This window comes from Chryseobacterium sp. Tr-659 (assembly GCF_011752975.1).
Classification (GTDB): domain Bacteria; phylum Bacteroidota; class Bacteroidia; order Flavobacteriales; family Weeksellaceae; genus Chryseobacterium.
Map to the genome: position 1 here is coordinate 33,121 of NZ_VWWP01000009.1, position 26,184 is coordinate 59,304.

The following is a 26,184-nucleotide window of genomic DNA, read 5'->3' on the forward strand; positions in this document are numbered from 1 at the left end:
GAAGATGAAGAGAATTCAACTAAAAAAACACAAAATAAATATAAACACAATGAACAAAAACATTTTAACTGATTTTTTCTTATCAGCCGTATTAGCATTAAGCCTGTCTTCATGCAGAAGCAACGACTCTTCTGATCCTATTGTGAAAGAAGAACCAAAATTGCTTGAAAATTATTCTTTTCAACTCACGGGAGCTTATCCTGAAGGTGTTGATTATGATACTAAAAACAAACGTTTTGTTATCAGCTCTTTTAATAAAGGAATCGTCTATACTTTAGGGATTGATGGTAAAACTTTCGCACCATTAATTAATGATCCTCATCTTATTGCCGCATTGGGTGTATATACTGATGAAGAAAACGAACGTATTATAGTCGTAAGCGGTGATGCTGGTGCTTCAGAAAAAAGTGGAGCAGGAGGAAGTACAGCCGGACAGGTTGCTTATGCAGGGGTTTATAATGCAAAGACCGGAGCATTGATCAATAATGTTAATCTGAAACCTCTTGTAGCTTCCGGAGGCGTATTTCCCAATGATATTACCGTAGATAAAAACGGAAATATTTATATTACCGATTCTTTTTCTCCTGTTATTTATAAGATTGATACAGGTTATAAAGGTTCTGTTTTTGTAAATAACAGTGCCTTTTCAGTGTCACCCAATGCTTTTGGGCTTAATGGTATAGTTTACCATAAAGATGGCTATCTCATTGCAGCTCATACTGAAAAGGCTAAACTATTTAAGATCAGTATTGCCAATGGAGAAGTTTCAGAAATTACAGGGGTTAATGATGCTTTTAAAGCTCCTGATGGCCTTGAATGGAAAGGTAATGATCTGGTGGTTATAGAAAATGGACTGGCCGGTGGTAAAGCGCACGTATTAAGTAGTAGTAACAATTGGGGATCTGCATCTAAAGTTAAAGAAGTATCTATAGGGGCAGCTGAATTTCCTACTACAGCTTATGCCGCATATAATGGAACTGTATATGTGCTTAATTCTTATCTGGGCAAACTTTTAGGGGGTGACAAAACCCATGCTGATTATCAGATCAAAGGGGTCAAATTATAAGATAAAAAAATTATTATGAATAAACAATTTAGATCAATGGCTGTATTAAAGGCAAAACACGGTAAGGGTGAAGAATTAAGAAATGCTTTATTACTGTTGATAAATCCTACCCGTAGTGAATCCGGCTGTTTATATTATATTCTTTTTGAAGATAAGAATGATTCAGATACTTTCTATATGTGGGAAGCTTTTGAAGATGAGGAAGCTTTTAAATTTCATACCCAAACAAGTCATTTTCAGGGTTTTGCTGCCAGAACAGATGAATTGTTGAATGGCCCCATACAATTGATAGAATTAGCTCACGTTTTATAAAGCAAAAGACTTACAGAAATGTAAGTCTTTTGCTTTTATATCGGCTTTAAGCTGGATTTTCATTATTTCTTTAAATCCTTCAGAATTTCCTGAATAGCTCTTTCCAGCTGAGGATCGTTACCCTGCTGGCGGTCTAAGAAGGTATTTTTAACGTAGATGTCAGGTTTTACACCTGTTTTTTCCAGGTTTTGACCATCCAGGGTGTAAGTTCCCCACCCAGGTAATCTGTAAAAAGAACCGTCTACAAGGCTTTTTCCCGAAGTGAAAATAATCCATCGGTAAGTGTCTTGCCCAATAATTTTTCCCAGTTTGAGTGCTTTGAAACCTGCTGCAGTCATTTCAGCATCACTTAATGAAGCTTCATTGATCAGTAGAACAATAGGTTTTCCGGAAGGAGCAAAATTAGGCTGTGTCGTCATTTTTCCTTCGCGGTATTTCCATTGTAAATAAGGTTTCTGAGCAAGGAAATTCAATACTTTGTCATGAACATTTCCTCCGGTATTGTAACGCAGATCAAGGATGACTGCATCTTTTCTGTTTTCCTGTTCTACCATATCCAAAAGGAAGCGGTCCAGCTCATCGGTACTCATGTTTTTCATACATGAATAAGCAATGCGGTTGTTGCTCAGTTTATCAACACGCTGGCGGTTGTTGTATATCCAATCATCATAAAGCAATCCTTTCAACTCTGAATTTGAGATCGGGTGTACTTTTGTAGTGATGTTTTTACCGCCACGATTGAAAGTAAGGATAAGTTCATCCTGTTTCTTAGGGGTTGTAAAATAGGGTTCGCTGTTTTCATTAATATCAATGTTTTTCCCATTCACAGAAACCAGCTGGTCGCCAGGCTTAATATCAACGCCGGAAAGGAATGCCGGAGATTTCCTTACAATGCTTTCTACAACATAAGGCTGGTCTTTCTTAAAGACAATTCCGGTTTCATTAGTGAAATAATTCAGGTATCTGGTTTCTTCTTTTCCTGATGAAGAAAATCCTGTGTGAGAAGAGTTAAGTTCACCTAAAAGGTCATTTAATAAAATTCTCAGATCATTTCTGTTATTTACATAGGGAAGGTATTGGGCATACTGTTCCTTTTTTGCTTTCCAGTTAATACCATGAAATTTTTCATCATAAAAATTCTCCTCTACACCGGTCCAGGCTTCATCATACATCTGAGTAAATTCAGACGCAAGATCTTTATCAAAAGAGTACTGGATGGTTATTTTCTCCGGTTTTAGAGCTGCTACAGTTGTTTTATAAATATTACCTTCTATTAAGGCATACAGATTTTTATCATTTTTTACAATATAAAATGCTGGCTTATCAAATACCTTCTCAGATTTAGTCGGTTCAAAGTCTGTGAATACTTTTTTGAAAAGCTGTTTTTTTCCGTTATCCTGATTAGAATTAAATAATAGAATTTCTTTCTTATCATCAGCAATAACTATAGGATCATCCTGATAGCCATATCGGTCAGTAACCAACTCAATTCTTTCCAGGGTATCATCAGGGTTTACTTTCAGTTCTTTGATAACCGGTTCTTTCTCTTTGGTTTCCTTTTTATCCTTGTCGTCTTCTTTTTTCTCTTTCTCCTTCTTGTCTTTGTCTTTACTGTCTTTTTTATCCTCAGTAGATTTTGTATCCTTCTTTTCTTCAGTAAAAAGGGTATCGAATTTTTCAGATTTATAAGGTTCATCAAACCAATCCAGAGCCATACGATAAATATTTGATTTCTGCGTACCTAAAGGGTAAGACGGATTGGTTCTGTCACTCGCAAAATAGATATATTTACCATTGGGTGACCAAACGGGATCTTCCTCCGAAACGCCTGTGTTGGTAAGGTTGATGGTTTGCCCTTTTTTGATGTTGTAAATGAAAATATCCAGCTCAAAATTCCTTTTGGCGGAAAATAATACATATTCATTATTAGGAGAAAAAGAAGGAATTGAATTCTGGAATGCCCAGATTTCATCTTTTACAATTGTGGTTGAATTGAAATTCTTCAGATCCATTAACCTTACTTCATCCCGGCCGCTTAGATAAACTGCTTTTGAGAGATCGCTGCTGAGTGTTATACTGCGGTTATTGCGTAAATCCTGAGTCAGCTGTTTAGGCTGCCCCTTTCCGTCTGCAGCAATGGTAAACCAGTTCTGATACCCTTTATAAGTTTGGTTATAAAGTAATGTACGATTATCTTTCAGCCATTTTACTTCCATTACACGTTCCTTTCCGTCAGTAACCTGTTGCGAGAATTTTCCTTCAATATCAGAAACAAAAAGAATTCCCCGGCTTACAAAGGCCATTTTTTTACCATCTGGTGAAACATCGTAAAAGGAAATATTATTTTCCACATTGAAGTTTTGTTCTTTTTCCAGAGTTTTATTTGTGTTAAGGCTTATGTCTAAGGCTTTTGAGGTTTTTGCAGCAACATCATAAACATAGAGCTGATAATCTTTTTCAAATATGACTTTAGATCCGTTTGCTGAAACAAAAGGTTTTTTGATGGAGGTATCGAATTGGGTTAATGGTGTTTTCTTACCATTTTCTATTTTATAAAGATTGTATTCGTTATTATTCTCGTCAGAAATAAAATAAATAACTCCGTTTTTATCTACACTGGGATTGAAATCTTTTCCTTCGTAATTGGTATATTGCTTGAAAGAATTATTCTTCGGGTTGTAGCCCAGAATATCAGGATTGTTTTCTCCTTTATATCTTTTACGCTGTACCTGGTGAGCACTTTCCGATGAACTTGTGAAAAGGTATTCCCCGGCAGGAGTTTCTGCAAGACCATTGGTATTATTAAAGTAATTATTGAACAGTTTTTGAGGTGTTTTTCCTTCAATAGTTGTTTTAAAACTGCCAAAATTATTATTTCTGCTTGAAGTAAAATAAATAGTTTTGCTGTCCCATCCCCAGTTTTCTATTTCGTCTTTTCCCGTATGGAAGGTCAATTGTTTAATTGTTCCGCCTTCAGCAGGCATTAGATAAACATCATAGTTCCCGTACTGATTAGAGCTGAATGCAAGCCACTTTCCGTCAGGAGAAATACGTGGATTGATCTCTTCCCCGTCCAGAGCTGTAATTCTTGAAGCGTTTCCGCCATTAGAATCCACTTTCCATATATCTCCGTTATAAGCGAAGTAAGCAGTTTTACCATCAGGACTTAGTGAAGGGGTTGATAAGAAATAAGACTTTTCCTGTGCAGAAACTTGAGTAAAAGCAAAGGCAGTTAATAATGAAATAAGAGTTTTTCTCATGGGCTTATTTGGAATTTGTGCAATATGATATAATATTGATTTTATTATTCTTTATGAGTAAGTCGTTTAAAAGCATCCATATGTTTCATACATTGTAAAAAATATATAAATCAAAGGTTAATTTAATTCGAAACTATATGCTATGAGGAAGTTAATAGAGAAACTAATAAATGTTCTTTATAAAAAAGAGTACTGCTATGCTTTTTGATGATACCAGAAATAGTTGTAATGAGATGTTGCAGATCAAATAAGTGTTTTTCTGTCATGACTTAATAATAAGTTACAAATATCTATTTTTTTAACGATATCAGTAACCTTGATGATGATTATTTCTGCATTTCGAAAAGTTTAAACAAAAAAAAGACCTACATTTCTGTAAGTCTTTTTGCTCCTCCTGCTGGGCTCGAACCAGCGACCCTCTGATTAACAGTCAGATGCTCTAACCAACTGAGCTAAGGAGGAATGTCCTTTGTTTTAAGTGGTGCAAATATAGGACGAATATTTATACCCTACAAATATTTTTTAGAAAAATTTTCAAAAAAATTATAATTTCCCGGTGAATACTTTGAAAATATCACTTCCGAAGATTAGTAACATCAAGCCTAGCAGGAAGATAACTCCAATCATCTGTGCATTTTCCAACACCTTCTGAGGAACCGGTTTTCCTACTATAATTTCATATAAAGTAAATAAAACGTGTCCGCCATCAAGCCCCGGAATAGGAATAAGGTTAAGGAATGCCAGCCATACGGAAAACATTGCTGTAAAGCTCCAGAATGCCGTCCAGTTGATCGCAATACTCCCGTCAGCGTTCTTGTCAACAGGCATATTTTTCACAATCGCAATAGGACCACCTACATTTTTATACCCCTGAACTTTAGAATTAAACATGATCTTGAATTGCTTCACCTGAGTCGTTAAAGCTTCAATCGTTCTTGTAAACCCTCTTGGAATAGCTTCTCCGAAAGAGTATTTCTTATTCGTTACAATCGCCTTTGCTATAGATTTAGTGTCTAATCCTACTCCTATTTTTCCGTCTTTGTCAACAGAAACTGATGGTAATGTCTGTAAAGTTCCGCTTCTTTCAACGTCTACCGTAACAGATTTTCCTTTGTTTTCTTTTAAAAGAGTACTCACTTCATCGAAAAAAGAAACTTTCTTCCCATTGATTCCTACTACTTTATCACCTTTTACCAGTCCTGATGTCTTGGAGGAAGGGGTAGCCAATGTATCAATAACCATTGGAACTCTGGGGGTAATATATAATTTAGCTTCTCTTTGTTTAAGAACATCTGCAACACCATCAGCATTTACAGGGAATGTTACTTCCTGTCCGTTTCTCAGAACAGTAACATCGTTTCCTAGAAGAATATTGATGGATGTATTTTCCAGTCTTTCTGCAGGTTTTCCGTCTACACTAATGATTTTGTCACCATTCTGGAAGCCCATTTTCTTTCCTGCATCAGTAGCCTCAATACCATCATTGAATTTGGTGATGTCCGTATAAGTTTCTCCATTGAAGAATGAAAGACTACTGTAAATAAGCCATGCCAGGAAAAAGTTTACAGTAACACCGCCCAGCATAATAATAAGTCTCTGCCAAGCCGGCTTAGATCTGAACTCCCATGATTCTGCAGGCTTTTTCATTTGTGCGGTGTCCATACTTTCATCCACCATTCCTGCAATTTTCACATATCCTCCAAAAGGAAGCCATCCGATACCGTATTTGGTTTGCTCAGGATGCTTTCTCCAGTCATTATCCGGAAGTTTTGATATATCGATAGGAACTTCTTCCTTCTTTCCGTTTACCTCTATCACTTCAGAATCCGGCAGATTCTTTGATAAAAATTTATACTGCCATTTTCCGTTGATTTTCTTCATGGAGAATATGGAAAAATAAGGATCAAAAAACAGGAAGAATTTCTCTGCTCTGGTCTTGAACCATATTGCCGGTAAAAAATGCCCAAGCTCATGAAGAAGCACAAGTATAGAGATGCTCAGAATGAACTGAAAGAGTTTGATTGCTATTTCCATTAATAAATTTTAGATTTTAATTTGCAAAGGTAACAATTATCAAAACTATGCCAAATAAAAAAAGCTCCCCGAAATGAGAAGCTTTGTCATATTTAAAGACGTTTTGATTATAAATTGAAAGAAACTCCAAGACTGCCGTTATTTCCTACCTCTGCAAATACTCCTATTTTCTCAGTGAAGAAATAGCGCGCTCCTATGTGAGCCCCAATTCCGAAATCTTTTCCCAGCACTCCAAGATCAACACCCGGGTAGATATCCCATTTTGAAGGAAGACCTAAAGCTTCCTGTAAGTGAAAATTCAGTCTTCCAAAAACAAAAACACGATTGTCTTTATCATTGTTCTTGTAATTGTCGAAATAACCGTTAAGACCTGCACCTATCGAGATCAGCTTATTGAGACCGTAGTCGTAAGTTCCCGTTATTCCGGTTCCGTAGCCCCAGGCACTCAGCCCGAGTTGAACCTTATGATCTCCTTTTCCGTTCCAGGCCTGGGCATTGGCCATTGCTCCAAAAAAGAATATCATCACCATAAAAACCAATTTCTTCATAAATTTTATAATTTTAATGATATAATAAAAAATTATCAGTATCAAAAATGAAACCGAAAGAAAGCCAACACTGCAAAAATCAAAGACTTTAATAGTTTTTAAGAAATGAAAACGCGGGTTATTTTTTTTTAATTTCTTTCATTGATGCATTCTTCCGGGTAAATATAAAAGGCGTATTTTTATACATCAGATATTGGAATAATTTTAAAAAAAGAAAAAGATGAAAGTTGCCGGGCTTAATTTAGATATCATCTGGAAAAATAAATCAGAGAATTTTAGACTTATTGAAAATGAACTTCAGGGTGTAGAAGCGGATCTGTTCCTTCTTCCCGAGATGTTCTCAACGGGTTTCTGTATGGATGCTTCTGAAGTTTCGGACAGAAATGAAGAATCCTTGGAATTTTTAAAAAAGATCTCAAAAGATAAAAATGCAGCATTTTGCGGAAGTGCCCCTGTAGAGGAAAATGGGAGCTTTTATAACAGAATGTATTTTGTACAGCCGGATGCTGAAACCGTTTTCTATGATAAAAGACATCTGTTTTCTTTTTCAGGAGAAGAGAAAGTATACACACCGGGAAAAGACAGAGTAGTTGTGGAATATAAAGGAATAAGATTTCTGCTTCAGGTCTGTTATGATCTGCGTTTTCCTGTTTTTGCAAGAAATAATGATGATTATGATGCTGTTCTGTATGTGGCCAACTGGCCAGAAAAAAGAGTAGGGGCATGGGAACATCTTTTGAAAGCCAGAGCTATTGAAAACCTGTCTTTTGTATTTGGTTTAAACAGAATAGGAACGGATGGAAATGAATTGTTTTATCAGGAAAGTTCGCATTGTTTCTTTGCAGACGGAAAAGAAATTTCTCAGAAAGAAGGAAATATAGTACTTGCAGAATTAAATATGAACGAGCTTAAAGATTTCAGGAAGCATTTCCAGTTCCTGAATGACCGGGATAGTTTTTCTATTCAATTATAAAAAACTAAAGGCTGAGAAAATAATCTCAGCCTTTAGTTTAAGCATATTGTTGCAGGAGTTGGGTCAGTGTGTTTACGTCATGTACACCGCTTTCCTTCCATAGTAATTCTCCATTTTTGAAAACCGCTAAGGTAGGTACACCGCGAACTCCATATTGAGCTGCTAAAGCAGGATACTGATCTACATCTACTTTTATGATTCTGGCTCCTTCGCCGATGTTCTCTTTTACACTGTTCAAAACCGAAGACTGTACTTTGCACGGCTGGCACCATGTTGCGAAAAAGTCAATAAGTACCGGCCTTTCGGAGTTGATGATTTCCTGAAATTTCTGTGACATAGTTGAGGTTTTATTAGTTTATTTTTTTGATTGCTTCATCCTGGATGGCTTTTACATTTTTCCAGGTCGTTCCGTCATAAGCTTCCACTCCGTTTTTCTTTAGGATTTTCATGGCCTGATCTGCCTGTATTCCTTTATTACAGAAAACAACTACTTTTTTCCCTTTAAGGCTTTCAATATTGTTCTGAATTTCTGCCAACGGAATATTCACTGCATTCTTTGGTGTTCCTGCAGCATATTGCTCGGGAATTCTGACATCTATCAATGTAACATCAGAACTATTGACTATTTCTTTAATGTTAGCGTTAGAAACTTCTGTTAAACGATTTGTTTTACAGGAGTTTAACGAAAAAATAAAAACAAGAATAAGTACAGAAAATTGAATCTTCATGCCTTATAACGTTTTGGATTGGCACACAAAATCCGTTGTTGGGAATTTTTCTGTCTTTTTAATTCCATTAAAACCACCTTCTATTTCAGTGAAATTCCTGATTCCCTGTGAGTTAAGGAAGCTTGCTGCAATCATGCTTCTGTATCCTCCGGCACAGTGAAGGAAGAAATGTTCGGAATCATCAATATTTCGAGCCCATTCGCTAATAGTGTCCAGGGGCTTATTATAAGCATTATCAATATGTTCTGCGGTATATTCAGTCAGTTTTCTGACATCAATTACCGTTGAGTTTTCCGTAAACTGTTCAGCAAATTCTGCGGGAGTGATCCTCCTGATTTCGTCTGTTTCTTTACCGGAATTCTTCCATGCTTCAAAACTTCCTTGTAAATAGCCTACAACGTTATCAAAACCTACTCGGCTTAATCTGGTAATGACTTCCTCCTCAGTACCCTCATCCGTTACCAGTAATAAAGGATGCTTTACATCTACGATTAGGGTACCTACCCATGGGGCAAAATCTCCTTTCAGTCCGATATTGATGGCATTCGGAACAAAACCTTTGTGAAATTCTGCGGCACTTCTCGTATCTAAAATCAATGCTCCTGTTTCTTCTGCCAAAGCCTCGAAATCTTCAGGTGCAACAGGGTGAAGGCCTTTATCCATTACTACATCCAGGCTTTCATAGCCTCCTTTATTCAGGGCTACATTCATGCCGAAATATTTAGGAGGAGCAGTTAATCCATCAAGTACTTCTCTGATGAAGGCGTCTTTATCCGGCTGGTTAAGCGCATAATTGGTCTTTTTCTGATTCCCTAAAATATCTACCGTTTCTTTCTGCATATTCTTACCACAGGCAGAGCCGGCTCCATGGGCAGGATAAACAGTGATGCTGTCATCCAGCGGCATGATTTTATTCTGAAGACTGTCATACAGAATTCCCGCAAGATCTTCCTGAGTAAGGTTGGTTGCTTTCTGAGCAAGATCCGGTCTTCCTACATCTCCTAAGAATAGAGTATCCCCGGTAAAAATAGCCGTTTCAATACCATTTTCATCAATTAAAAGGTAGGTGCTGCTTTCCATAGTATGTCCCGGAGTATGCAGAACCTTAATTTTTATCTTTCCAATTTCAAATATTTGCTGATCTTCCGCAATGATAGTTTCAAATTCAGGAGCTGCGGTAGGTCCGTAAACAATAGGAGCACCAGTCTTCATACTCAGGTCCAGATGTCCTGAAACAAAATCAGCATGGAAGTGAGTTTCAAAAATATATTTTAAAGTGACATTGTCTTTTTCAAGACGATCCAAATAAGGTTTTACTTCTCTCAACGGATCAATAATAGCCGCTTCATTTTCTGATACAATATAATAGGCACCCTGAGCCAGACAGCCCGTATATATTTGTTCAATTTTCATTGGGTCTTTTTTTAATTAGTTAAAGATACAAAGTATTAGATAAATTCTAAATGAAATGTTAAATCCCATTGATAGTTTCTTTCAATACTGTGTTAAACGGATGTTTAACGTCTTTTGTTTTTTCAGCAAAAAGAATGCCTTCCATAGTATTAATCCGCAATAGCTGTTTTTTATCATGTGTCTTAATGAGAATAGGTTTGATATAGAGTGCTTTAATAGTCATGGTTTAAAATTTGCTTGTGATGGTACAAAATTATTTTCTGATGAGTATTAACAGAAGTTCATTAGAAAATATCGTTAAATATTTTACAAAAAATTTTATATTTATAAGTTAAAAAAAGTGATCAGATGGCAGATAAAGCACAATTTATTGAAGAATTAAATGCGAGATACACTCCGAAAGGAGAACATATTATATTAGGAAAAGCAATGTTGGACGGAGAAGTGGTTCCGGAAGTGAACGTAACAATTCCCCTGAAAACAATTAACAGACATGGGCTTATTGCGGGAGCAACCGGAACAGGTAAAACAAAAACACTTCAGGTTTTTGCAGAACAGCTTTCTCACGCAGGAATTCCGTCATTGGTTCTGGATATTAAAGGAGATTTCTCGGGAATTGCTGAACCAGGCCAGATGAATGCTATTATTGAAGAAAGATATGCAAAAACACAGCTCCCCTATAATCCGCAAGGCTTTCCGGTAGAACTGATGAGTATTTCCGGAGGAAAAGGAGTGAAATTAAGAGCAACCGTTACGGAATTCGGACCGGTTTTATTAAGTAAAATCCTGGAGCTGAATGATACTCAGCAAAGCATCATGTCAATCGTCTTCAAATATTGTGATGATAAAGGTCTTCCTTTAATTGATCTGAATGACTTAAAGAAAGTATTGCAGTATGTAACGGATAATGCACAGGGAAAAGCTGAACTGGCAGCCAACTATGGTTCCATTGCTCCAGCTTCTTTAGGTGCTATTTTAAGGTCTATCGTTGCACTGGAACAGCAAGGAGCTGCGGGATTCTTCGGAGAATTGAGCTTTGATGTTCAGGATCTGTTGGAAACAAGAGATGGGAAAGGAGTTGTAAATATTTTAAGAGTATCGGATATTCAAAATAAGCCTCAATTGTTTTCTACATTCATGCTATCCCTTTTTGCAGAAATCTATATGACTTTCCCAGAGGAAGGTGACAGCGGTAAACCGAAACTGGTATTATTTATTGATGAGGCTCACCTGATTTTTGATGAGGCTTCAAAAGCACTCCTGTCACAGATTGAAACAATGGTGAAACTGATCCGCTCCAAAGGGGTAGGTATTTATTTCATTACCCAGATTCCTGGTGATGTACCGGAGAATGTGCTGTCTCAATTAGGATTAAAGATACAGCATGCTTTGAGAGGTTTCACTGCAAAAGACAAAAAAGAGATCAGCAAAGCCGTGGAGAATTATCCTACTACAGAATACTATAATGCCTCCAGCCTTATCCAGAATCTGGGAATCGGAGAAGCATTTGTAACAGCTCTGGATGAAAAGGGGATTCCGACACCGCTGGTGCACACGTATCTTATATCTCCGGAATCCAGAATGGATGTGCTGAGTGAAGCAGAAATTTCAGATTTGACCAGCAGATCTGCATTGGTGGCGAAATACGAGCAGGCTATCGACAGAGAATCTGCCTACGAAATATTAACAAACAGAATGGAACAGGCGGTTCAGAATTCTGCTCCTACTCAAAAAACAAAACCGGTGAAAGAAGAGCCGGGAATGTTTGAACAGGTATTACAAAGCCAGGCAGGGCGAACCTTTACCAATACATTGATGCGGGAAGGTGCAAAAGCTATCCTGGGAATGTTCGGATTAGGAGGCAGAAGACGATAACCCTGGAGAATAATCTATGGTAACCTGCTATGTATTTGAAATATTTTTTATTATTTTAGCAGGTTATCTTTATTTAGATAGAGATATTTTACCCTTTTTATCGGGAGATAATAAAGGATTTTAATATGAATAATAAAAAGCAGTAACAGGAAATCAAATGTATTCAATTATAGATATAGAAAGTAATGGTGCAGGTTATAGGAATGAATGCATTATAGATATTGCCATCTACAGGTATGATGGCCAGAAGATTACTGATCAGTTCATTTCTCTGGTAAATCCTGAAGGTGATATTACTCCTTTTGTTCAGAAGCTGACCAGTATTACCCCAAAAATGGTCAAAACAGCTCCTAAATTTCATGAAATTGCTAAAAGAGTGATCGAAATTACTCAAAATACAACGTTGGTAGGACATAACATCGACTTTGATTACAGAATGCTTCGCCAATCTTTTAAAAGACTCGGTTATGACTTTAAAATCAATACTTTAGATACTATTCCGTTGGCTAAAAAGCTGATTCCCGATGAAGTAAGCTATTCATTAGGGAAACTAGTGAAATCATTGGGTATTCCTCTCACCAATCATCACAGGGCTGAAGGAGACGCAAGAGCAACCCTGGAACTTTTCAGATTATTGATTTCGAAAGATGTTGAAAATGAAATTATTCAGAAACAGCATGAGGAATCCAATGCCAAGACATATATCAATAAGATCAAAGAGTTAACACAGGATCTTCCTAATGATAAAGGTTTTGTTTATTTTCAGGATGAAGCAGGTAGAATCATATTCTCAGATTATGTTCAGGATATCAATAAGTTTTCGAAAAAGGTTTTCAATTCCAAATCAAAAAGATGGGAACAGATCCAGAAAGGAGTAGAGCAGATCAATTTCGAACTTACAGGAACTGATATTATTGCAAAATTGATTCTGAACTCCAAGAATATCAAAAAGAAAGAAATTTTACCGTTCGGGCTTTATTTCAGGAATAATAAATATGTTGTTGAAAAAAATAAACTGAATAAAACGGAAAAGCCTGTCTTAAAATTCAGATCTTTTACACAGGGAACAAAAGCGGTTCAGTTTATTGGTTCTCAGGAAGAATTTAATGACTTTGAAGTACTGAAACAAAAAATAGAATTCAGAAAAAGGAATGAATTGTGGCTGGGGCCAGGAAGGAAATTAGGTGAAAGACTATTTTTAATCATTGAAAACGGGAAGGTGGTATCCTTCGGTTTTTATGAATTGTTCACGCAGATTCAGACATTGAGTAAGCTGGCCAAATTAAAAATTGACCTTCCATTGTCTTCTACAGATTTAAACAATGAATTGCAGCTGGCACTGCTTCGAGGTGATTTTGAAACCCTGCCTCTCCCCAAATAATAGGGGGATTTAAGCTTTAAAGTTTTTATCAGCAAGGAGATGCTTTTCAAATCAATTTTCTCAAAGTAAAAAATAAATAGTATTTTTGCAAAAAATAAAAAGAAGCAATGCAAAATTTTAAACAAAATAAAACTGGTAAAAAGGGAGCTGTAAAGTTCTCTAAGGTTTGGAATATTTAAAAGACTTGTCTTGCATAAAAAATAATCAATGTGGCAGGCTCTTTTTCGAAGAATCTGCCTTTTTTATGTTAAAATGAAATTATGAATTCAAAAGAATTATTAAAGATTGCCCATGAGTTTGGCACCCCGGTGTATGTTTATGATGCTGAATCCATCAAAGTTCAATACGAAAAACTTACATCTTCTTTTTTAAAACACACGAAGTTTTTCTACGCAGCGAAGGCGTTGACGAATATCAACATCCTGAAGTATGTCAAGAAACTCGGTGCATCTTTGGATTGTGTATCTATTAACGAGGTTAAACTTGGATTAAAAGCAGGATTTCCGAAAGAAAAAATATTGTTTACTCCAAATTGTGTTGACTTGGCTGAAATAGAAGAAGCAATGACTTTCGGAGTTCATATTAACATTGATAACATTTCTATCCTCGAGCAATTTGGGAACAAATACGGAAATTCTTATCCTATTTTTGTGAGAATCAACCCGCATATCTTTGCCGGAGGAAATTATAAAATTTCAACAGGCCATATCGATAGTAAATTCGGGATCTCCATTCACCAGCTTCGCCATATCGAAAGAGTAATGAAGAGTACAAATCTTAATGTTGAAGGCCTTCATATGCACACAGGAAGTGAGATCAAAGATCCGGAAGTATTTCTTCAGGCTTTGGATATCATGCTTGAGCTTTCTGAGCATTTCCCTAATCTTAAATATCTGGATATGGGTAGCGGTTTCAAAATTCCTTACCAGGACAGCGAAGAGGAAACAGACGTTAGAACATTAGGTAAAAAAGTAGAGAAAGTTTTAGGTGAATTCTTAAAAACAACAGGAAGAAAATTTGAACTATGGTTTGAGCCGGGAAAATTCCTCGTAGGAAAAAGCGGCTATCTGTTGGTGAAGGCTAATGTGATCAAGCAGACTACAGCTACAGTTTTTGTTGGCGTGAACTCTGGTTTCAATCACCTGATCCGTCCGATGTTCTACGATTCTTACCATGCTATTGAAAACCTATCCAATCCAAAAGGAGCAGAAAGGATTTATACAGTAGTAGGAAACATCTGTGAAACCGATACGTTTGCATGGGATAGAAAATTACATGAAGTAAGAGAAGGTGATATCCTTGCTTTCCATAACGCAGGAGCTTACGGTTTTGAAATGAGCTCAAACTTTAATTCAAGATTAAAGCCGGCAGAAGTTTTATTCTTGGACGGAAAAGCTCATCTGATCCGTAAAAGAGATGAGTTTGAAGACTTGCTGAGAAATCAGATCGAAGTAGTAATCTAAACGTAAAATATAGCATATAAGCAGCCACCTATCTGGGTGGCTGTTTTGTTTTAGAAATATAATATTATAGATTTTTGGCTGAGATTTCAGAATAAAAAATTACGAAACTTTAATAGATGAAGAACACAGAAGTTCCAATTTAATTGGTTAAATTTGATAAAGGCAGTTCACCTCTGCTTCTATTTCTCACAAGAAAATAACTACCAAAAAATATTAATTATGGCAAAAAATATTGCAGAGCAGATCGTAGAAATGCTCGAAAATGCCAATGTGAAAAGAATTTACGCCGTCACTGGAGACAGTTTGAATCATCTGAATATTGCTGTTAAAAAAAGCAGCATTCAGTGGATCCATGTAAGGCATGAAGAAGTTGGCGCTTACGCCGCAGCTGCAGAAGCTGAGCTCGATGGTCTTGCAGTATGTGCCGGAAGCTGCGGTCCGGGGCATGTTCATCTGATCAATGGAGTGTATGAAGCGCACCGCTCTCATGTCCCAATGCTGGTGATTGCTTCTACCATCCCAAGTGAAGAAATGGGAATGGACTATTTTCAGGAGACGAATACCATCAAACTTTTTGACGACTGTAGTTATTATAACCAAATGATTACAAGGCCGGAGCAGGTGCAGAGAACGGTTCAGACAGCCATTCAACATGCCATTTCCAAAAAGGGAGTTGCTGTAATAGGTCTTCCTGGAGATGTTTCCGAACTGGAAGCGGAAGAAGCAGCTACTTCTGCACAGATATTTAAAACGAATCCTGTAGTAAGACCTTCAGATGATGAGTTGAAAAGCTTGTCAAAACTGGTAAACGAAAGTAAAAAAGTAACATTATACTGTGGAATTGGTGCTGGAAGAGCGAATGCTGAGGTCATAGAATTATCGCAACTTTTAAAAGCTCCTGTGGGATACTCTTTCCGTGGGAAAATGGCGATTCAGCCTAATAATCCTAATGAAGTGGGGCTTACCGGATTGTTGGGGCTTCCTTCTGCCTATCACGCCATGCACGAAGCCGATCTGGTTATTCTTCTGGGAACAGATTTTCCCTATCAGAAATTCATGCCGGTAAAGAATAAGATCGTACAAATAGACGAAAGCCCCGAAAGGTTAGGAAGAAGAGCGAGGTTGGAATTGGGACTGACAGGTGATGTAAAAGAAACAATTAAAGCTTTACTTCCATTGCTGGAGGAAAAAACAGATGTTCATTTTCTTAATGAGCAATTGACGTTTTATGAAAAGGTAAAAGAAAATCAGCTGGAATATGTGAAAGATTTTGGCAAAGAAAACTCAATCCAGCCGGAATATGTTGCCCATACTTTAGACAGGCTAGCTAAAAATGATGCTATTTTTACTGTGGATACCGGAATGTGCTGTGTTTGGGGTGCCAGATTTATTACCGGAACCGGAGAAAGGAAAATGCTTGGATCTTTTAATCACGGATCGATGGCCAATGCAATGCCAATGGCAATCGGTGCAGCTTTAGCCCACCCGGAAAAACAGGTTATCGCCATGTGTGGGGATGGAGGTTTGTCTATGCTGTTAGGAGACATGGCAACTATTTTTCAATACAAGCTGCCTATTAAACTAATTGTTTTCAATAACAGAACTCTGGGCATGGTAAAGCTGGAAATGGAAGTAGGAGGAATGCCGGATAATGAAACAGATATGATTAATCCGGATTTTGCGATGGTAGCACATGCCATGGGATATCCTGGTAAAAATGTACATCTTCCCGAAGAGGTGGAGAGCTCGATCAAAGAGTGTTTGGATTACAATGGTCCTTATCTTCTGAATATCTTTACCAATCCCAACGCATTGGCTCTTCCTCCAAAAATTGAATTTGATCAGATCATAGGAATGACTAAATCTATGGCCCAGCTTATGCTTGGTGGTAAAATGGATGAAGTTTTTGAAACAGTGAAAAGCAATTATAAACATATTAAAGGATTGTTATAGTTGTATAAAATTTTGTAAATCAAAGTTTTATTGAGTATAATTGAACGATAAAAATCTTTATTTTTAAAAACTTCATATTTGCGTGAAGTTTTTCTTTTTAAGAAATAAGGTAAATATTTAACTTTGCTTAATATTTAACGGTAAATAAAATCAATTATGAAAACTATATTTTTATTTTTGGCCATTTGTGTAGCAAATTTTTCATTTGCTCAGGACCAGGAAGATCGCGATGACTCTTTCATCAGAGATAGTAATAAGAATCTTTTGAAAATAGATATTAAAGAACCTTTTATGCAGGTTGCTGTGAAATGTAACGATTTTAAGCCGGCTGCATTTGAAGGTGGAGTTGCTGCTTATAAAACCGTTTTGAATAAATACATGTTTGCTTATCTGAATTCCGATTTTTATGCACTGACAGGAGATTTCGTGTTTACTTTAGTGCTTGATGCCAAAGGAAAAGTGGTTGATGTGAAAGGGATGCCAAAAGTTCCCAACAGCGAAGTGTTTTTTGATGATATGCAGTATGTGGTAAGAAGAATAAAGAAAAACTGGACTCCGGCATCTTGTAACGGACAGCCCGTAGCTTCACAAATCAAAGTGAAAATGAACTTCTCTTCAATTTCAACAGATATTGATTAACAGATGAGAAAATATATTTTAGCATTACCTTTATTGCTCTTAGGTTTTAAAGGTTTTTCCCAGGAAACGACAGCTCAGTATCAATATCAGAACAATGCTGATTTCCAAAAAGCAGAATTTCCGGGAGGAGAAGAAGCCTTTAAGAAAGAATTTCTGAATATGGTACATGCTTATATTGATATGGCTTTGTATGCGGTTCAGGGAGAAGTTACTTTCATATTTAATATTAATTCTAAAGGGAAAATTGATCATCTGGACGTACTTCCTAAATTCAAAAACAATGAAATGTTTATTGATGATATGAAGTTTGCACTTAAAAAGGTAAAAGGAAAATGGAGCCCGGCCACAAAAAGCGGGGTTCCGGTAGATTCTAAGGCAATCATGAAAATCCGTTTTGAACATAATGTGTATGATCATGATTAAGAAATTTTTGTTGCTTATCACTTTCTTTACTACAAAATTAATTTTTGGTCAAAATGAAGTTTTGGATAAATATCCTTATGGTCAAGATTTTTACGCCGGAGGATTAAATCAATTAAATAAGGAAATGGTGAAGATTGTCAAGGAACAAAAGTTTTTGCCTTGTGAAAAAACTGAAGAACAATATAATGTACAGATTCTTGTGCGCGAAAATTCGACCATCAGTTATGTTAAAGATTTTGATACTGTAAATATTCAAAAAAATAAATGTGCATTTGATTTCAGCCGTAAAATTATTCCTCATCTCAAAAGATGGATGCCGGCAAAAGTGAACGGGAAATTTATTGGAGCAATTGCCAGAATTGAAATAAACCCTTTTTATTTAGTTAATTCCAAAGATGATCCAAGTAAAAACGAAAAGAAAAACCCAACTTTTAAAAAAGGAATAAAAGCTTTTGGATTTGAGATTAAATCCATTTTTGAAAGATACGTAAAGAAAAATGAGGATAAAAGAGCTTGGTTGACTTTTGTTGTCAATGAAAATGGTGAAATGGAGGATTTGAAGATCGAAGGTGATTTTTCTGACTATGAAAAGAAAGATATCATTAATAGTCTATACAGAATAAAAGGGAAATGGAATCCTGCGACATTTAATAATATTCCAATTAGAGCTAAAATTAGCCAACCTATTCTTCAACAATTTGATCTTCAGGTAGAGTTAGAAAATCAGAATAAAATGATGGATCAAAATTTTCAGAATAACAGATACCGATAATCTCCTGCCATTCTGTCACAATATTTTGTATCTTTGCAGACTCATCTGTTTGGAGTTTAAATATCATCAATAAGCTTTGAATTTTTAAGTTCCGGACCTTAAATTGATTATCGTGCAGGAAAAATATATAGACGAAACGAAACAGGGCGAAGCCTTTGCTATTGCAGAAAGACCTGAAAATTCTAAAAAATTGTTTTTAGAAAGCTATGGCTGTCAGATGAATTTCTCTGACTCTGAAATTGTTGCATCTATCCTTAATGAACAAGGATACAATACAACGATGAAAGTAGAAGAAGCTGATCTTATCCTGTTAAATACATGTTCCATTCGTGAAAAAGCTGAGCAGACCGTAAGAATGCGTCTTTCCCAGTTTAAAAACCTGAAAAAAGAAAAGCCGAATATGACGGTAGGAGTTCTGGGCTGTATGGCGGAAAGATTAAAAACAAAATTTCTTGAAGAAGAACAATTGGTCGATCTTGTTGTAGGACCCGATGCTTACAGAGATCTCCCGAATCTTTTGAAAGAAACAGATGATGGGAGAGATGCCATCAATGTTATCCTTTCCAAAGAAGAAACCTATGCAGATATCAATCCCGTACGTCTAGGAGGAAACGGTGTTACAGCCTTTGTTACCATTACAAGAGGTTGTGATAATATGTGCACATTCTGCGTTGTTCCGTTTACCAGAGGAAGAGAAAGAAGCCGGGATCCTCATTCAATCATTGAGGAATGCAAAGATCTTGCTCAGAACGGATATAAAGAAATTACTCTTTTAGGTCAAAACGTGGATTCTTACCTTTGGTATGGAGGCGGTCCTAAAAAAGACTTTGGCAAGGCTTCTGAAATGCAGAAAGCAACAGCCGTTAACTTTGCACAGCTCCTTGATCTCGTAGCAAAAGCTGTTCCTGAAATGAGAATCAGATTCTCAACGTCAAACCCTCAGGATATGAGCATTGATGTGTTCAGAATGATGGCGAAACACGAAAATATCTGTAAATATGTACACTTACCTGTACAAAGTGGAAGCAATAATATGCTTGAAGCAATGAACAGACAGCATACACGAGAAGAATATCTTGATCTGATTAAAAAAGCCAAAGAAATTGTTCCGGAAGTAGCCTTTTCTCAGGATATGATTGTTGGCTTCTGTAATGAATCGGAAGAAGATCACCAGGATACCCTGAGCCTGATGAGAGAAGTAGAATATGACTATGGTTATATGTTTGCTTATTCAGAGAGACCGGGAACACCCGCCCATAAGAAAATGGAAGATAATATTCCGGCAGATGTGAAGCAGAGGCGTCTTGCGGAGGTAATTGCCTTGCAGGGTGAACTTTCCAGACTGAGAATGAAGTCTTACGTAGGAAGAGTACACCAGATTCTGATCGAGGGGATTTCCAAAAAGAATGAAAACCAATGGAAAGGAAGAAATTCTCAGAATGCCGTATGTGTTTTCGATAAACTTGAAGGACAGAAAATAGGTGACATTGTGAACGTTTTTGTTTATGATAACACCCAGGGCACACTTTTAGGAAGAACAGGAGAATAAATTTAGGTTTTAAAAAGTACGGTGCAGGTAAAGATATCCCTTTCAGCTTTCAGTATTATCATGGTACAAAGCAATTTAGCTATAAAGGAGAGAAAATAGCCATCATCGAAAAACTTAAAAAAGAAAATATATATTCTGAAAATAGGATAAACGGCTATATTACCGTCAGATTTTTAGTAAATTGTGAAGGAAAGAAAGGCTTGTTCAGATTGCAGCATATGAACCGGGATCTGAAAGATATGATATTGGATCCTGAGCTGGAAAACAAGCTGTTGCAGTTTACAAAATCACTGGATGGCTGGTTGCCGAAAGAAATCAAAGGTTTAAAAGTAGATTATTATCAGTATTTAACCTATAAAATTGAAAATGGAAAAGTTTCAGAGGTATTACCTTAGCTTTTTGTTACTTATTGTTTACACCAATACTATTGCACAGGTCAACTGTAATGCAGTAGAGGGTGAGAACTGCAAAAAAGCATGTGAGTTATACAACTGGGCTTCAGATCTGCAGGGTTCCGGAGAATCTCAGGAAGGCTTTGATAAAGCGATTGAGCTATGTCCCGATTTCTCCCATGCATACATGGAAAAATCTGTTTCCTATCTTAAAAACGGAGATTTCGTAACCTGGAAGATCTTAATAGATAAAGCCGTTGCTGCAGATCCAAAAATGTATCTTGGATACAGAGGTTGGTGCAAATTCCAGTTTTTAAGGGATTATAATGGAGCTGTTCAGGATCTGGAGGAATTAAAAAAATATTATCCTGAAGACTTAGGCAGATCTCAAAATGGAGATTATAACCTGGATGTTGTGAGAGCGATGTCCTACAGTGCGTTAGGGCAAAAAGAAAAAGCTGCAGGAATTATTGAAAGGCTTCTCGCTGCAAGAGGCTATGTGAAGGGAATGTTTGATCATTACCAGCTTGGGGTAACCTATTTTGAGCTGAGAAGATATGACAAAGCCCTGGAAAACTTCGAAAAACAAAGCAAAGAATACAACTTTGCCGAGAACATATACTTTAAAAGTAAAGTTTCTAAGATTAGAAACAAGGATTATTTGGATTTAAAAATGTTAGCATTGAAGACGTACGATGAAGAAAAAGTTATGAAGGACGTTTACACTCATCATTTTAACAAAATCTACAGACAGAATATTGAAGAACTGTAGAAGATTAACATTAAATCAATAATCAAAAATTTACTTATGAGCAACGAGTTACAAAACATAAAAAACCGTTTCGGAATTATCGGAAACTTTCCCGCACTCAACAGGGCTCTGGAAAAATCAATCCAGGTTGCCCCCACAGATATTTCTGTACTGGTAATAGGAGAAAGTGGAGTAGGGAAAGAGTTTATTCCGAAAATTATCCATTCAGAATCCAGAAGAAAGCATCAGCCTTATATTGTTGTAAACTGTGGTGCTATCCCGGAAGGAACCATAGATTCTGAGCTATTCGGCCACGAAAAAGGAGCTTTTACAGGAGCTACGGCCACCAGAAAAGGATATTTTGAAGTCGCTGATGGCGGAACGATATTTCTGGATGAGGTAGGAGAACTTCCGCTTCAGACTCAGGTTCGTCTTTTAAGAGTACTGGAAAGCGGTGAGTTTATGAAAGTAGGTTCTTCGCAGGTACAGAAAACCAATGTAAGAATTGTAGCGGCCACCAACGTGAATATGATGAAAGCAATTCATGATGGCAGATTCCGTGAAGACTTATACTACCGTTTGAATACCGTTCAGATTGATATGCCGCCTTTGAGAGAAAGAAAGGGAGATATTCATTTATTATTCAGAAAATTCGCAATAGATTTCGCAGAGAAATACAGAATGCCTGAGCTTGAATTAGAACCAAGCGCAGTTCATTATATTGAAAACTATACATTCCCGGGAAATGTCCGCCAGCTGAGAAATCTGGTTGAACAGATGACTGTGGTTGAAAGGAATAGAAATATAACCGCAGAAAAACTGGCGGAATATATTCCAATGGAAACACACCTTCCGATGGTAGTAAACTCACAAAATACACCTAAACAGAACGATTTCGGAAGCGAAAGAGAAATCATGTACAAGATTCTCTTTGATATGAGAAGCGATATTAATGATTTAAAATCCTTAACTTCGGAATTAATCAAGAACAGGGCAGGAGATTTAAGCAGTCATGAGAAGAATCTGATTAACAGGATCTATACTCCCGAAACACAGTCGCAGGTCAACTCGGGATCATTGTTATATTTTGACAATAATAATGATGCTCCGGCGGTTCAGACCCCTACAATCATTTCCACTCCGGAAGACAGCTATGAAGATTTTGAGGATATCGAAGTGGAAGAAAACAGACCAGAATCACTTTCTCTTCAGAATAATGAAAAGGATTTGATTATCAAGGCGCTGGAGAAACATAAGGGACGTAGAAACAGAGCTGCAGATGAACTGGGAATATCTCAGAGAACATTATACAGAAAAATAAAACAATATAACCTGGAAGATTAGCACAACATAAATAATGAAAGTAATTTTAACACCTAAACCGGTCAATTTTAAACTCGGAGAATATATTAATAAAGGGTTTGAATTTTTAAAGAAAGATTTCGGGGATATTTTTGTAGCATTTTTAGTATGCCTCATCATGTCTATTATTCCTTTTTGTGGGCTCTTAGCGGTAGGTAATCTATACAAATACCTTCAAAAGCGCAGTAGGAATCAACCCGCAAGTTCAGGAGATATTTTTGACTTTAAAGATTTTATGCCTTATCTTATTTTGCAGTTAATTGTCTTTGGAGGTGTTTTACTACTTTATATCCCTCTGATTATTGTAATGGCTTTAACAGGTGCCATGTCAGACGGTGGTAATGAGGCTAACCCAATGGTAATGCTTTTTATGTTTCCTTATCTGTTTTTAATAATTGCAGCGATCTACTATTTTGTATTGAAAGGATTCTATATCATTCCATTGATCAGCCTTAAAGGAATTAATGATATCAAACAAGCCTGGAATATTTCAAAAGTAATGACTAAAGGAAATCTGTTGTCTATTTTTCTTTTCTCATTCGTAGTGAGTCTTTTGGCTCAGGTGGGTATTCTTGCCTGCGGAATAGGGATTTTTCTTACCATACCATTTTTATATACTGCAAATTATTTTGCTTATGAAGATGCTATTGAACAAATTGAGCGTGATGAAATTACTGAAATTGGATCTAAAAATGAATATTAAAATTAAAAATATTAGCTTAAAACAGTCATTATTGACGGGGATACTTTTTGCTTTGCTGGGTATTTTAAATTCTTGTTACAGTTTTACAGGATCTTCCCTTACAGAGGAAAAAACGGTTCAGATCAATGAATTTCCCAATAATGCGCCGCTTGTGAACCCTGCGCTATCTCAACAGTTTTCTACAGCGATCCAGAACAGATTTCTTCAGAGAACAACTTTGAAAGGAACAAAAGAAAACCCTGATATACTTATAGAAGGAGAGATCACAGATTATTCCATTACTCCTACTACAATCAGTTCTTCTACACAGACTAATCCTTCCGGAGGAGTAATCCAGCAGGCACAAAATAAATTGACGATCACAGTGAAAGTTCACTATGAAAATAAAATCCGCCCCGAGGCCAGTTTCGACAGAACCTATACAGATGAAGCTACTTTCAATAGTGATGTTTCTCTGAGTCAGATCGAAGACCAGCAGGTTAAATTGGTGACAGACAGAATTATTAATAAGATATTTAACGACATTGTAGCGAATTGGTAAGATGAATCCGAGAGTTTTAGAATTAATAAAAAATCCGAAAAATATTCAGTTAGAAGACCTTGGTCTTTTGAAAGAAGAGATTCATGCCTTTCCCTATATTCAGAATATAAGGGCCCTTCATTTGTATGGAGTACACCTGTATGAAAAAGAGAATTACCAGAAAGAACTCTCTATTACCGCAGCCTATACCACAGATAAAAAAATTCTTTATCAGCTGATTAACGGAAAAATCAAACAAGAGCAGAAGCCTGAAATAGCAGAAGAGAATCAATCTTCCCAAACGACTGAAAAATCTGCTTCATACGCTCCGAAAAACAAGGTATTTCCAATTAAAAGAGAAGAAACAGAGACCTCTTCAGAAAAAGCTGCAGAAGAGGAAATCACCGCTTGTGTATTGCCTGCTTCACAAGAAATCAAGCACATCTATATCAATGGAGAGCGAAACAGAATTTTGTTTGAAGGAGAAGAAAACTTTCTGGATGAAGAAAATTCTGAAACCATAGATATTGAATCTACGCTGGAATCAGGAACTTTAGTAACTCAGAAAGTGCAACCCGCTGCAGAGCCGCTTAAAGTTCAATCCGAAGAGGATCTTAAGGAAATTGAAGAGGAGACGGGTGAAAATTTCACACCGGAAACTATCATTCATGAAGAAGATATTCCTTCGGAAAAAGAAGAAGAGGAAATTGAGAAAGACGAAAACTTAAGTTTCCATGAAGTGGAACCTATAGTACCGGAAGTAAATATTGAAGAAGAAATAGAAGAAGAGCCGGAAAGTAAAGATACAGCAGAGAATAATGAAACCCTTTCCAAGGAAGAAGAATCAATAGAAGAATCCGATGCTGAAGTAAGTTTCCATGGAACGGATGCTTTTATGCCGGATGTTAAAATACAGGCCAATAGTGAAGTAATTGCAGAAACGGCTGAAGTCTCACAACCGAATGTCAATAAGCATGAGGAAGAAATGAGACGTTTGATTGAACAGGTTGAAAAAAAGATGAAAGAAGCTAAACCTGTTGTACAAGAAGAAAAAGAAGAGCCTGAAACTGCTGAAGATCATGAAATAAGTTTTGCGGAAACCCAAAGTTTCCATTTTTGGTCGACAGATCAGGAAAATGCAGAACTTAAAACAACGGAAAACGTACAAGAACCAATACAGGAAGAGATTGTTGAAGCTCAATCAACTATAGAAGAGGAGTCCAAAGAAGAAATCGTTGAAGAAGGAATAATATCTGAAGCTCAGACAGCATGGAAGCCAATGAACGTTGAATCTAATATGCCGGATTCTTTGATCAGTAAATCAGCGGAAACTTCTGCTCCTGAAGTGAAAATTCCTGTAGAAGAGATTCCGGTGCCAATAGCAGAGCCGGTTGTGGAAACCATAAAAGAATCTGAAGCTGTTGCAGAAGCTTCTAATACTGAGATCTTACCGGTAGTAGATGAAAATCCGGAAATATCAACAGAAGAAGATGTAGAAGAACTTTCTGAAATTACCAATCCAGAAGAAAAAACAAATATTGAGGCTTCAAAAGATAAAAAAGAAGAAGTTCCTGTGATGAATGTTTCATTCTTTGGTACAGATATTTCGACTCTTAAAGTGGAAGAAAAGCAGAAAGAAAATAATGAGGAACCTGTAGAAAAAGAAACTGTACAGGAGGTTACAATGAAGAATACAACTCAAACTTCAGTAGATAGCAATGTTCCCGGTTTTATTAATACATGGCAAAGCTGGCTTAAAATCGACAGAACAGATGAAATTGAAAAAGAAAAGTCTGAGATCAAAGAAAAAGCGATTGAGACTTTTATCGAGAATAATCCTAGAATAAGCCAGTTAAAAGAAGAAAGTACTTATGTGATTAAGGAAAAGAATGATGATATTTCACATTTGATGACTGAGACGCTGGCCAATCTTTATTTTGAACAGAAACTCTATACTAAAGCCATAAAAGCGTTTGAAATACTTATCAGAAAGACCCCTGAAAAGAAAGAATATTTTGAATCGAAAATTAAGGATATAAAAGACTTCAGAAGTAAAAATTAAAATAA

The 26,184-nt window shown here is 36.6% G+C and carries 24 protein-coding genes and 1 tRNA gene; 17 read left to right on the forward strand and 8 right to left on the reverse strand.

Annotated elements, in window-relative coordinates:
* Window positions 1-49 precede the first annotated feature (49 nt).
* Window positions 50-1,066: an SBBP repeat-containing protein gene (locus tag F3J23_RS17910; protein WP_167032204.1), complete on the forward strand. Its 1,017-nt coding sequence runs from the start codon at window positions 50-52 to the stop codon at window positions 1,064-1,066.
* Window positions 1,067-1,081: 15 nt separating this feature from the next.
* Window positions 1,082-1,378: a putative quinol monooxygenase gene (locus F3J23_RS17915; RefSeq protein ID WP_167032207.1), complete on the forward strand. Its 297-nt coding sequence runs from the start codon at window positions 1,082-1,084 to the stop codon at window positions 1,376-1,378.
* 62 nt (window positions 1,379-1,440) lie between these two features.
* Here F3J23_RS17915 and F3J23_RS17920 read toward each other — a convergent pair whose 3' ends face one another.
* The 4 genes from F3J23_RS17920 to F3J23_RS17935 form a co-directional block, all read right to left on the reverse strand.
* Entirely contained in the window at window positions 1,441-4,638 is a 3,198-nt protein-coding gene (locus F3J23_RS17920; protein ID WP_167032210.1) for a S41 family peptidase, read from the reverse strand.
* A gap of 388 nt (window positions 4,639-5,026) precedes the next feature.
* Window positions 5,027-5,100: transfer RNA gene (locus F3J23_RS17925), tRNA-Asn, on the reverse strand.
* 81 nt (window positions 5,101-5,181) lie between these two features.
* Window positions 5,182-6,672, reverse strand: a complete 1,491-nt coding sequence (gene rseP / locus F3J23_RS17930) for an RIP metalloprotease RseP (RefSeq protein ID WP_167032213.1) — start codon at window positions 6,670-6,672, stop codon at window positions 5,182-5,184.
* Between the two features lie 107 nt (window positions 6,673-6,779).
* Window positions 6,780-7,220, reverse strand: a complete 441-nt coding sequence (locus F3J23_RS17935) for a DUF6646 family protein (RefSeq protein WP_167032216.1) — start codon at window positions 7,218-7,220, stop codon at window positions 6,780-6,782.
* 220 nt (window positions 7,221-7,440) lie between these two features.
* Here F3J23_RS17935 and F3J23_RS17940 point away from each other — a divergent pair, with 220 nt between their 5' ends.
* Window positions 7,441-8,193: a nitrilase-related carbon-nitrogen hydrolase gene (locus F3J23_RS17940; RefSeq protein WP_167032219.1), complete on the forward strand. Its 753-nt coding sequence runs from the start codon at window positions 7,441-7,443 to the stop codon at window positions 8,191-8,193.
* Window positions 8,194-8,230: 37 nt separating this feature from the next.
* Here F3J23_RS17940 and F3J23_RS17945 read toward each other — a convergent pair whose 3' ends face one another.
* From F3J23_RS17945 to F3J23_RS17960, 4 genes are read right to left on the reverse strand one after another with little or no spacing between them, the layout of a single operon-like run.
* Complete coding sequence (locus F3J23_RS17945) at window positions 8,231-8,530, reverse strand: thioredoxin family protein (protein WP_167032222.1); 300 nt, start codon at window positions 8,528-8,530, stop codon at window positions 8,231-8,233.
* A gap of 13 nt (window positions 8,531-8,543) precedes the next feature.
* Window positions 8,544-8,921: a rhodanese-like domain-containing protein gene (locus F3J23_RS17950; protein ID WP_167032224.1), complete on the reverse strand. Its 378-nt coding sequence runs from the start codon at window positions 8,919-8,921 to the stop codon at window positions 8,544-8,546.
* Between the two features lie 3 nt (window positions 8,922-8,924).
* Window positions 8,925-10,334 (reverse strand): MBL fold metallo-hydrolase, encoded by a 1,410-nt coding sequence (locus tag F3J23_RS17955; protein WP_167032227.1) that lies wholly within the window; start codon window positions 10,332-10,334, stop codon window positions 8,925-8,927.
* A gap of 58 nt (window positions 10,335-10,392) precedes the next feature.
* A complete protein-coding gene (locus F3J23_RS17960) occupies window positions 10,393-10,557 on the reverse strand; it encodes a hypothetical protein (protein WP_167032230.1) in 165 nt (54 codons plus the stop codon).
* Between the two features lie 125 nt (window positions 10,558-10,682).
* On the opposite strand from F3J23_RS17960, the gene F3J23_RS17965 reads away from it, so the two are divergent.
* The 14 genes from F3J23_RS17965 (at window position 10,683) to F3J23_RS18030 (ending at window position 26,179) form a co-directional block, all read left to right on the forward strand.
* On the forward strand, window positions 10,683-12,209 hold the full coding sequence (locus F3J23_RS17965) for a helicase HerA-like domain-containing protein (protein ID WP_167032233.1): 1,527 nt from the start codon (window positions 10,683-10,685) through the stop codon (window positions 12,207-12,209).
* A gap of 157 nt (window positions 12,210-12,366) precedes the next feature.
* Complete coding sequence (locus F3J23_RS17970; protein WP_167032236.1) at window positions 12,367-13,590, forward strand: PolC-type DNA polymerase III; 1,224 nt, start codon at window positions 12,367-12,369, stop codon at window positions 13,588-13,590.
* 260 nt (window positions 13,591-13,850) lie between these two features.
* A complete protein-coding gene (gene lysA, locus F3J23_RS17975; protein WP_185156477.1) occupies window positions 13,851-15,053 on the forward strand; it encodes a diaminopimelate decarboxylase in 1,203 nt (400 codons plus the stop codon).
* Between the two features lie 219 nt (window positions 15,054-15,272).
* On the forward strand, window positions 15,273-17,006 hold the full coding sequence (locus F3J23_RS17980) for a thiamine pyrophosphate-dependent enzyme (protein WP_167032239.1): 1,734 nt from the start codon (window positions 15,273-15,275) through the stop codon (window positions 17,004-17,006).
* Window positions 17,007-17,162: 156 nt separating this feature from the next.
* A complete protein-coding gene (locus F3J23_RS17985) occupies window positions 17,163-17,645 on the forward strand; it encodes a hypothetical protein (protein WP_167032242.1) in 483 nt (160 codons plus the stop codon).
* A 3-nt stretch (window positions 17,646-17,648) separates the two neighbouring features.
* Complete coding sequence (locus F3J23_RS17990; protein WP_167032245.1) at window positions 17,649-18,068, forward strand: hypothetical protein; 420 nt, start codon at window positions 17,649-17,651, stop codon at window positions 18,066-18,068.
* Window positions 18,061-18,840 (forward strand): hypothetical protein, encoded by a 780-nt coding sequence (locus tag F3J23_RS17995; RefSeq protein WP_167032248.1) that lies wholly within the window; start codon window positions 18,061-18,063, stop codon window positions 18,838-18,840. Before F3J23_RS17990 ends, F3J23_RS17995 begins: the two co-directional genes overlap by 8 nt.
* A 112-nt stretch (window positions 18,841-18,952) precedes the next feature.
* Window positions 18,953-20,389 (forward strand): tRNA (N6-isopentenyl adenosine(37)-C2)-methylthiotransferase MiaB, encoded by a 1,437-nt coding sequence (gene miaB, locus F3J23_RS18000; protein ID WP_167032251.1) that lies wholly within the window; start codon window positions 18,953-18,955, stop codon window positions 20,387-20,389.
* Window positions 20,390-20,607: 218 nt separating this feature from the next.
* Window positions 20,608-20,784 (forward strand): hypothetical protein, encoded by a 177-nt coding sequence (locus tag F3J23_RS18005; RefSeq protein ID WP_167032254.1) that lies wholly within the window; start codon window positions 20,608-20,610, stop codon window positions 20,782-20,784.
* Complete coding sequence (locus F3J23_RS18010) at window positions 20,756-21,553, forward strand: tetratricopeptide repeat protein (RefSeq protein WP_167032257.1); 798 nt, start codon at window positions 20,756-20,758, stop codon at window positions 21,551-21,553. Before F3J23_RS18005 ends, F3J23_RS18010 begins: the two co-directional genes overlap by 29 nt.
* Before the next feature lie 36 nt (window positions 21,554-21,589).
* Window positions 21,590-22,876 (forward strand): sigma-54 interaction domain-containing protein, encoded by a 1,287-nt coding sequence (locus tag F3J23_RS18015; protein ID WP_167032259.1) that lies wholly within the window; start codon window positions 21,590-21,592, stop codon window positions 22,874-22,876.
* Window positions 22,877-22,889: 13 nt separating this feature from the next.
* Window positions 22,890-23,597, forward strand: a complete 708-nt coding sequence (locus F3J23_RS18020; RefSeq protein WP_167032261.1) for a hypothetical protein — start codon at window positions 22,890-22,892, stop codon at window positions 23,595-23,597.
* Entirely contained in the window at window positions 23,587-24,138 is a 552-nt protein-coding gene (locus F3J23_RS18025; RefSeq protein ID WP_167032264.1) for an LptE family protein, read from the forward strand. The genes F3J23_RS18020 and F3J23_RS18025 overlap by 11 nt, the downstream gene beginning before the upstream one ends.
* A gap of 1 nt (window position 24,139) precedes the next feature.
* Window positions 24,140-26,179, forward strand: a complete 2,040-nt coding sequence (locus F3J23_RS18030; RefSeq protein ID WP_167032267.1) for a hypothetical protein — start codon at window positions 24,140-24,142, stop codon at window positions 26,177-26,179.
* The last annotated feature ends 5 nt before the right edge of the window (window positions 26,180-26,184 follow it).

Bases quoted from the DNA above. Each gene is read 5' to 3' on its own strand.
- F3J23_RS17910 (WP_167032204.1), top strand. From the start codon at position 50: ATGAACAAAAACATTTTAACTGATTTTTTCTTATCAGCCGTATTAGCA.
- F3J23_RS17915 (WP_167032207.1), top strand. From the start codon at position 1,082: ATGAATAAACAATTTAGATCAATGGCTGTATTAAAGGCAAAACACGGT.
- F3J23_RS17920 (WP_167032210.1), bottom strand. From the start codon at position 4,638: ATGAGAAAAACTCTTATTTCATTATTAACTGCCTTTGCTTTTACTCAA.
- rseP (WP_167032213.1), bottom strand. From the start codon at position 6,672: ATGGAAATAGCAATCAAACTCTTTCAGTTCATTCTGAGCATCTCTATA.
- F3J23_RS17935 (WP_167032216.1), bottom strand. From the start codon at position 7,220: ATGAAGAAATTGGTTTTTATGGTGATGATATTCTTTTTTGGAGCAATG.
- F3J23_RS17940 (WP_167032219.1), top strand. From the start codon at position 7,441: ATGAAAGTTGCCGGGCTTAATTTAGATATCATCTGGAAAAATAAATCA.
- F3J23_RS17945 (WP_167032222.1), bottom strand. From the start codon at position 8,530: ATGTCACAGAAATTTCAGGAAATCATCAACTCCGAAAGGCCGGTACTT.
- F3J23_RS17950 (WP_167032224.1), bottom strand. From the start codon at position 8,921: ATGAAGATTCAATTTTCTGTACTTATTCTTGTTTTTATTTTTTCGTTA.
- F3J23_RS17955 (WP_167032227.1), bottom strand. From the start codon at position 10,334: ATGAAAATTGAACAAATATATACGGGCTGTCTGGCTCAGGGTGCCTAT.
- F3J23_RS17960 (WP_167032230.1), bottom strand. From the start codon at position 10,557: ATGACTATTAAAGCACTCTATATCAAACCTATTCTCATTAAGACACAT.
- F3J23_RS17965 (WP_167032233.1), top strand. From the start codon at position 10,683: ATGGCAGATAAAGCACAATTTATTGAAGAATTAAATGCGAGATACACT.
- F3J23_RS17970 (WP_167032236.1), top strand. From the start codon at position 12,367: ATGTATTCAATTATAGATATAGAAAGTAATGGTGCAGGTTATAGGAAT.
- lysA (WP_185156477.1), top strand. From the start codon at position 13,851: ATGAATTCAAAAGAATTATTAAAGATTGCCCATGAGTTTGGCACCCCG.
- F3J23_RS17980 (WP_167032239.1), top strand. From the start codon at position 15,273: ATGGCAAAAAATATTGCAGAGCAGATCGTAGAAATGCTCGAAAATGCC.
- F3J23_RS17985 (WP_167032242.1), top strand. From the start codon at position 17,163: ATGAAAACTATATTTTTATTTTTGGCCATTTGTGTAGCAAATTTTTCA.
- F3J23_RS17990 (WP_167032245.1), top strand. From the start codon at position 17,649: ATGAGAAAATATATTTTAGCATTACCTTTATTGCTCTTAGGTTTTAAA.
- F3J23_RS17995 (WP_167032248.1), top strand. From the start codon at position 18,061: ATGATTAAGAAATTTTTGTTGCTTATCACTTTCTTTACTACAAAATTA.
- F3J23_RS18005 (WP_167032254.1), top strand. From the start codon at position 20,608: ATGAACCGGGATCTGAAAGATATGATATTGGATCCTGAGCTGGAAAAC.
- F3J23_RS18010 (WP_167032257.1), top strand. From the start codon at position 20,756: ATGGAAAAGTTTCAGAGGTATTACCTTAGCTTTTTGTTACTTATTGTT.
- F3J23_RS18015 (WP_167032259.1), top strand. From the start codon at position 21,590: ATGAGCAACGAGTTACAAAACATAAAAAACCGTTTCGGAATTATCGGA.
- F3J23_RS18020 (WP_167032261.1), top strand. From the start codon at position 22,890: ATGAAAGTAATTTTAACACCTAAACCGGTCAATTTTAAACTCGGAGAA.
- F3J23_RS18025 (WP_167032264.1), top strand. From the start codon at position 23,587: ATGAATATTAAAATTAAAAATATTAGCTTAAAACAGTCATTATTGACG.
- F3J23_RS18030 (WP_167032267.1), top strand. From the start codon at position 24,140: ATGAATCCGAGAGTTTTAGAATTAATAAAAAATCCGAAAAATATTCAG.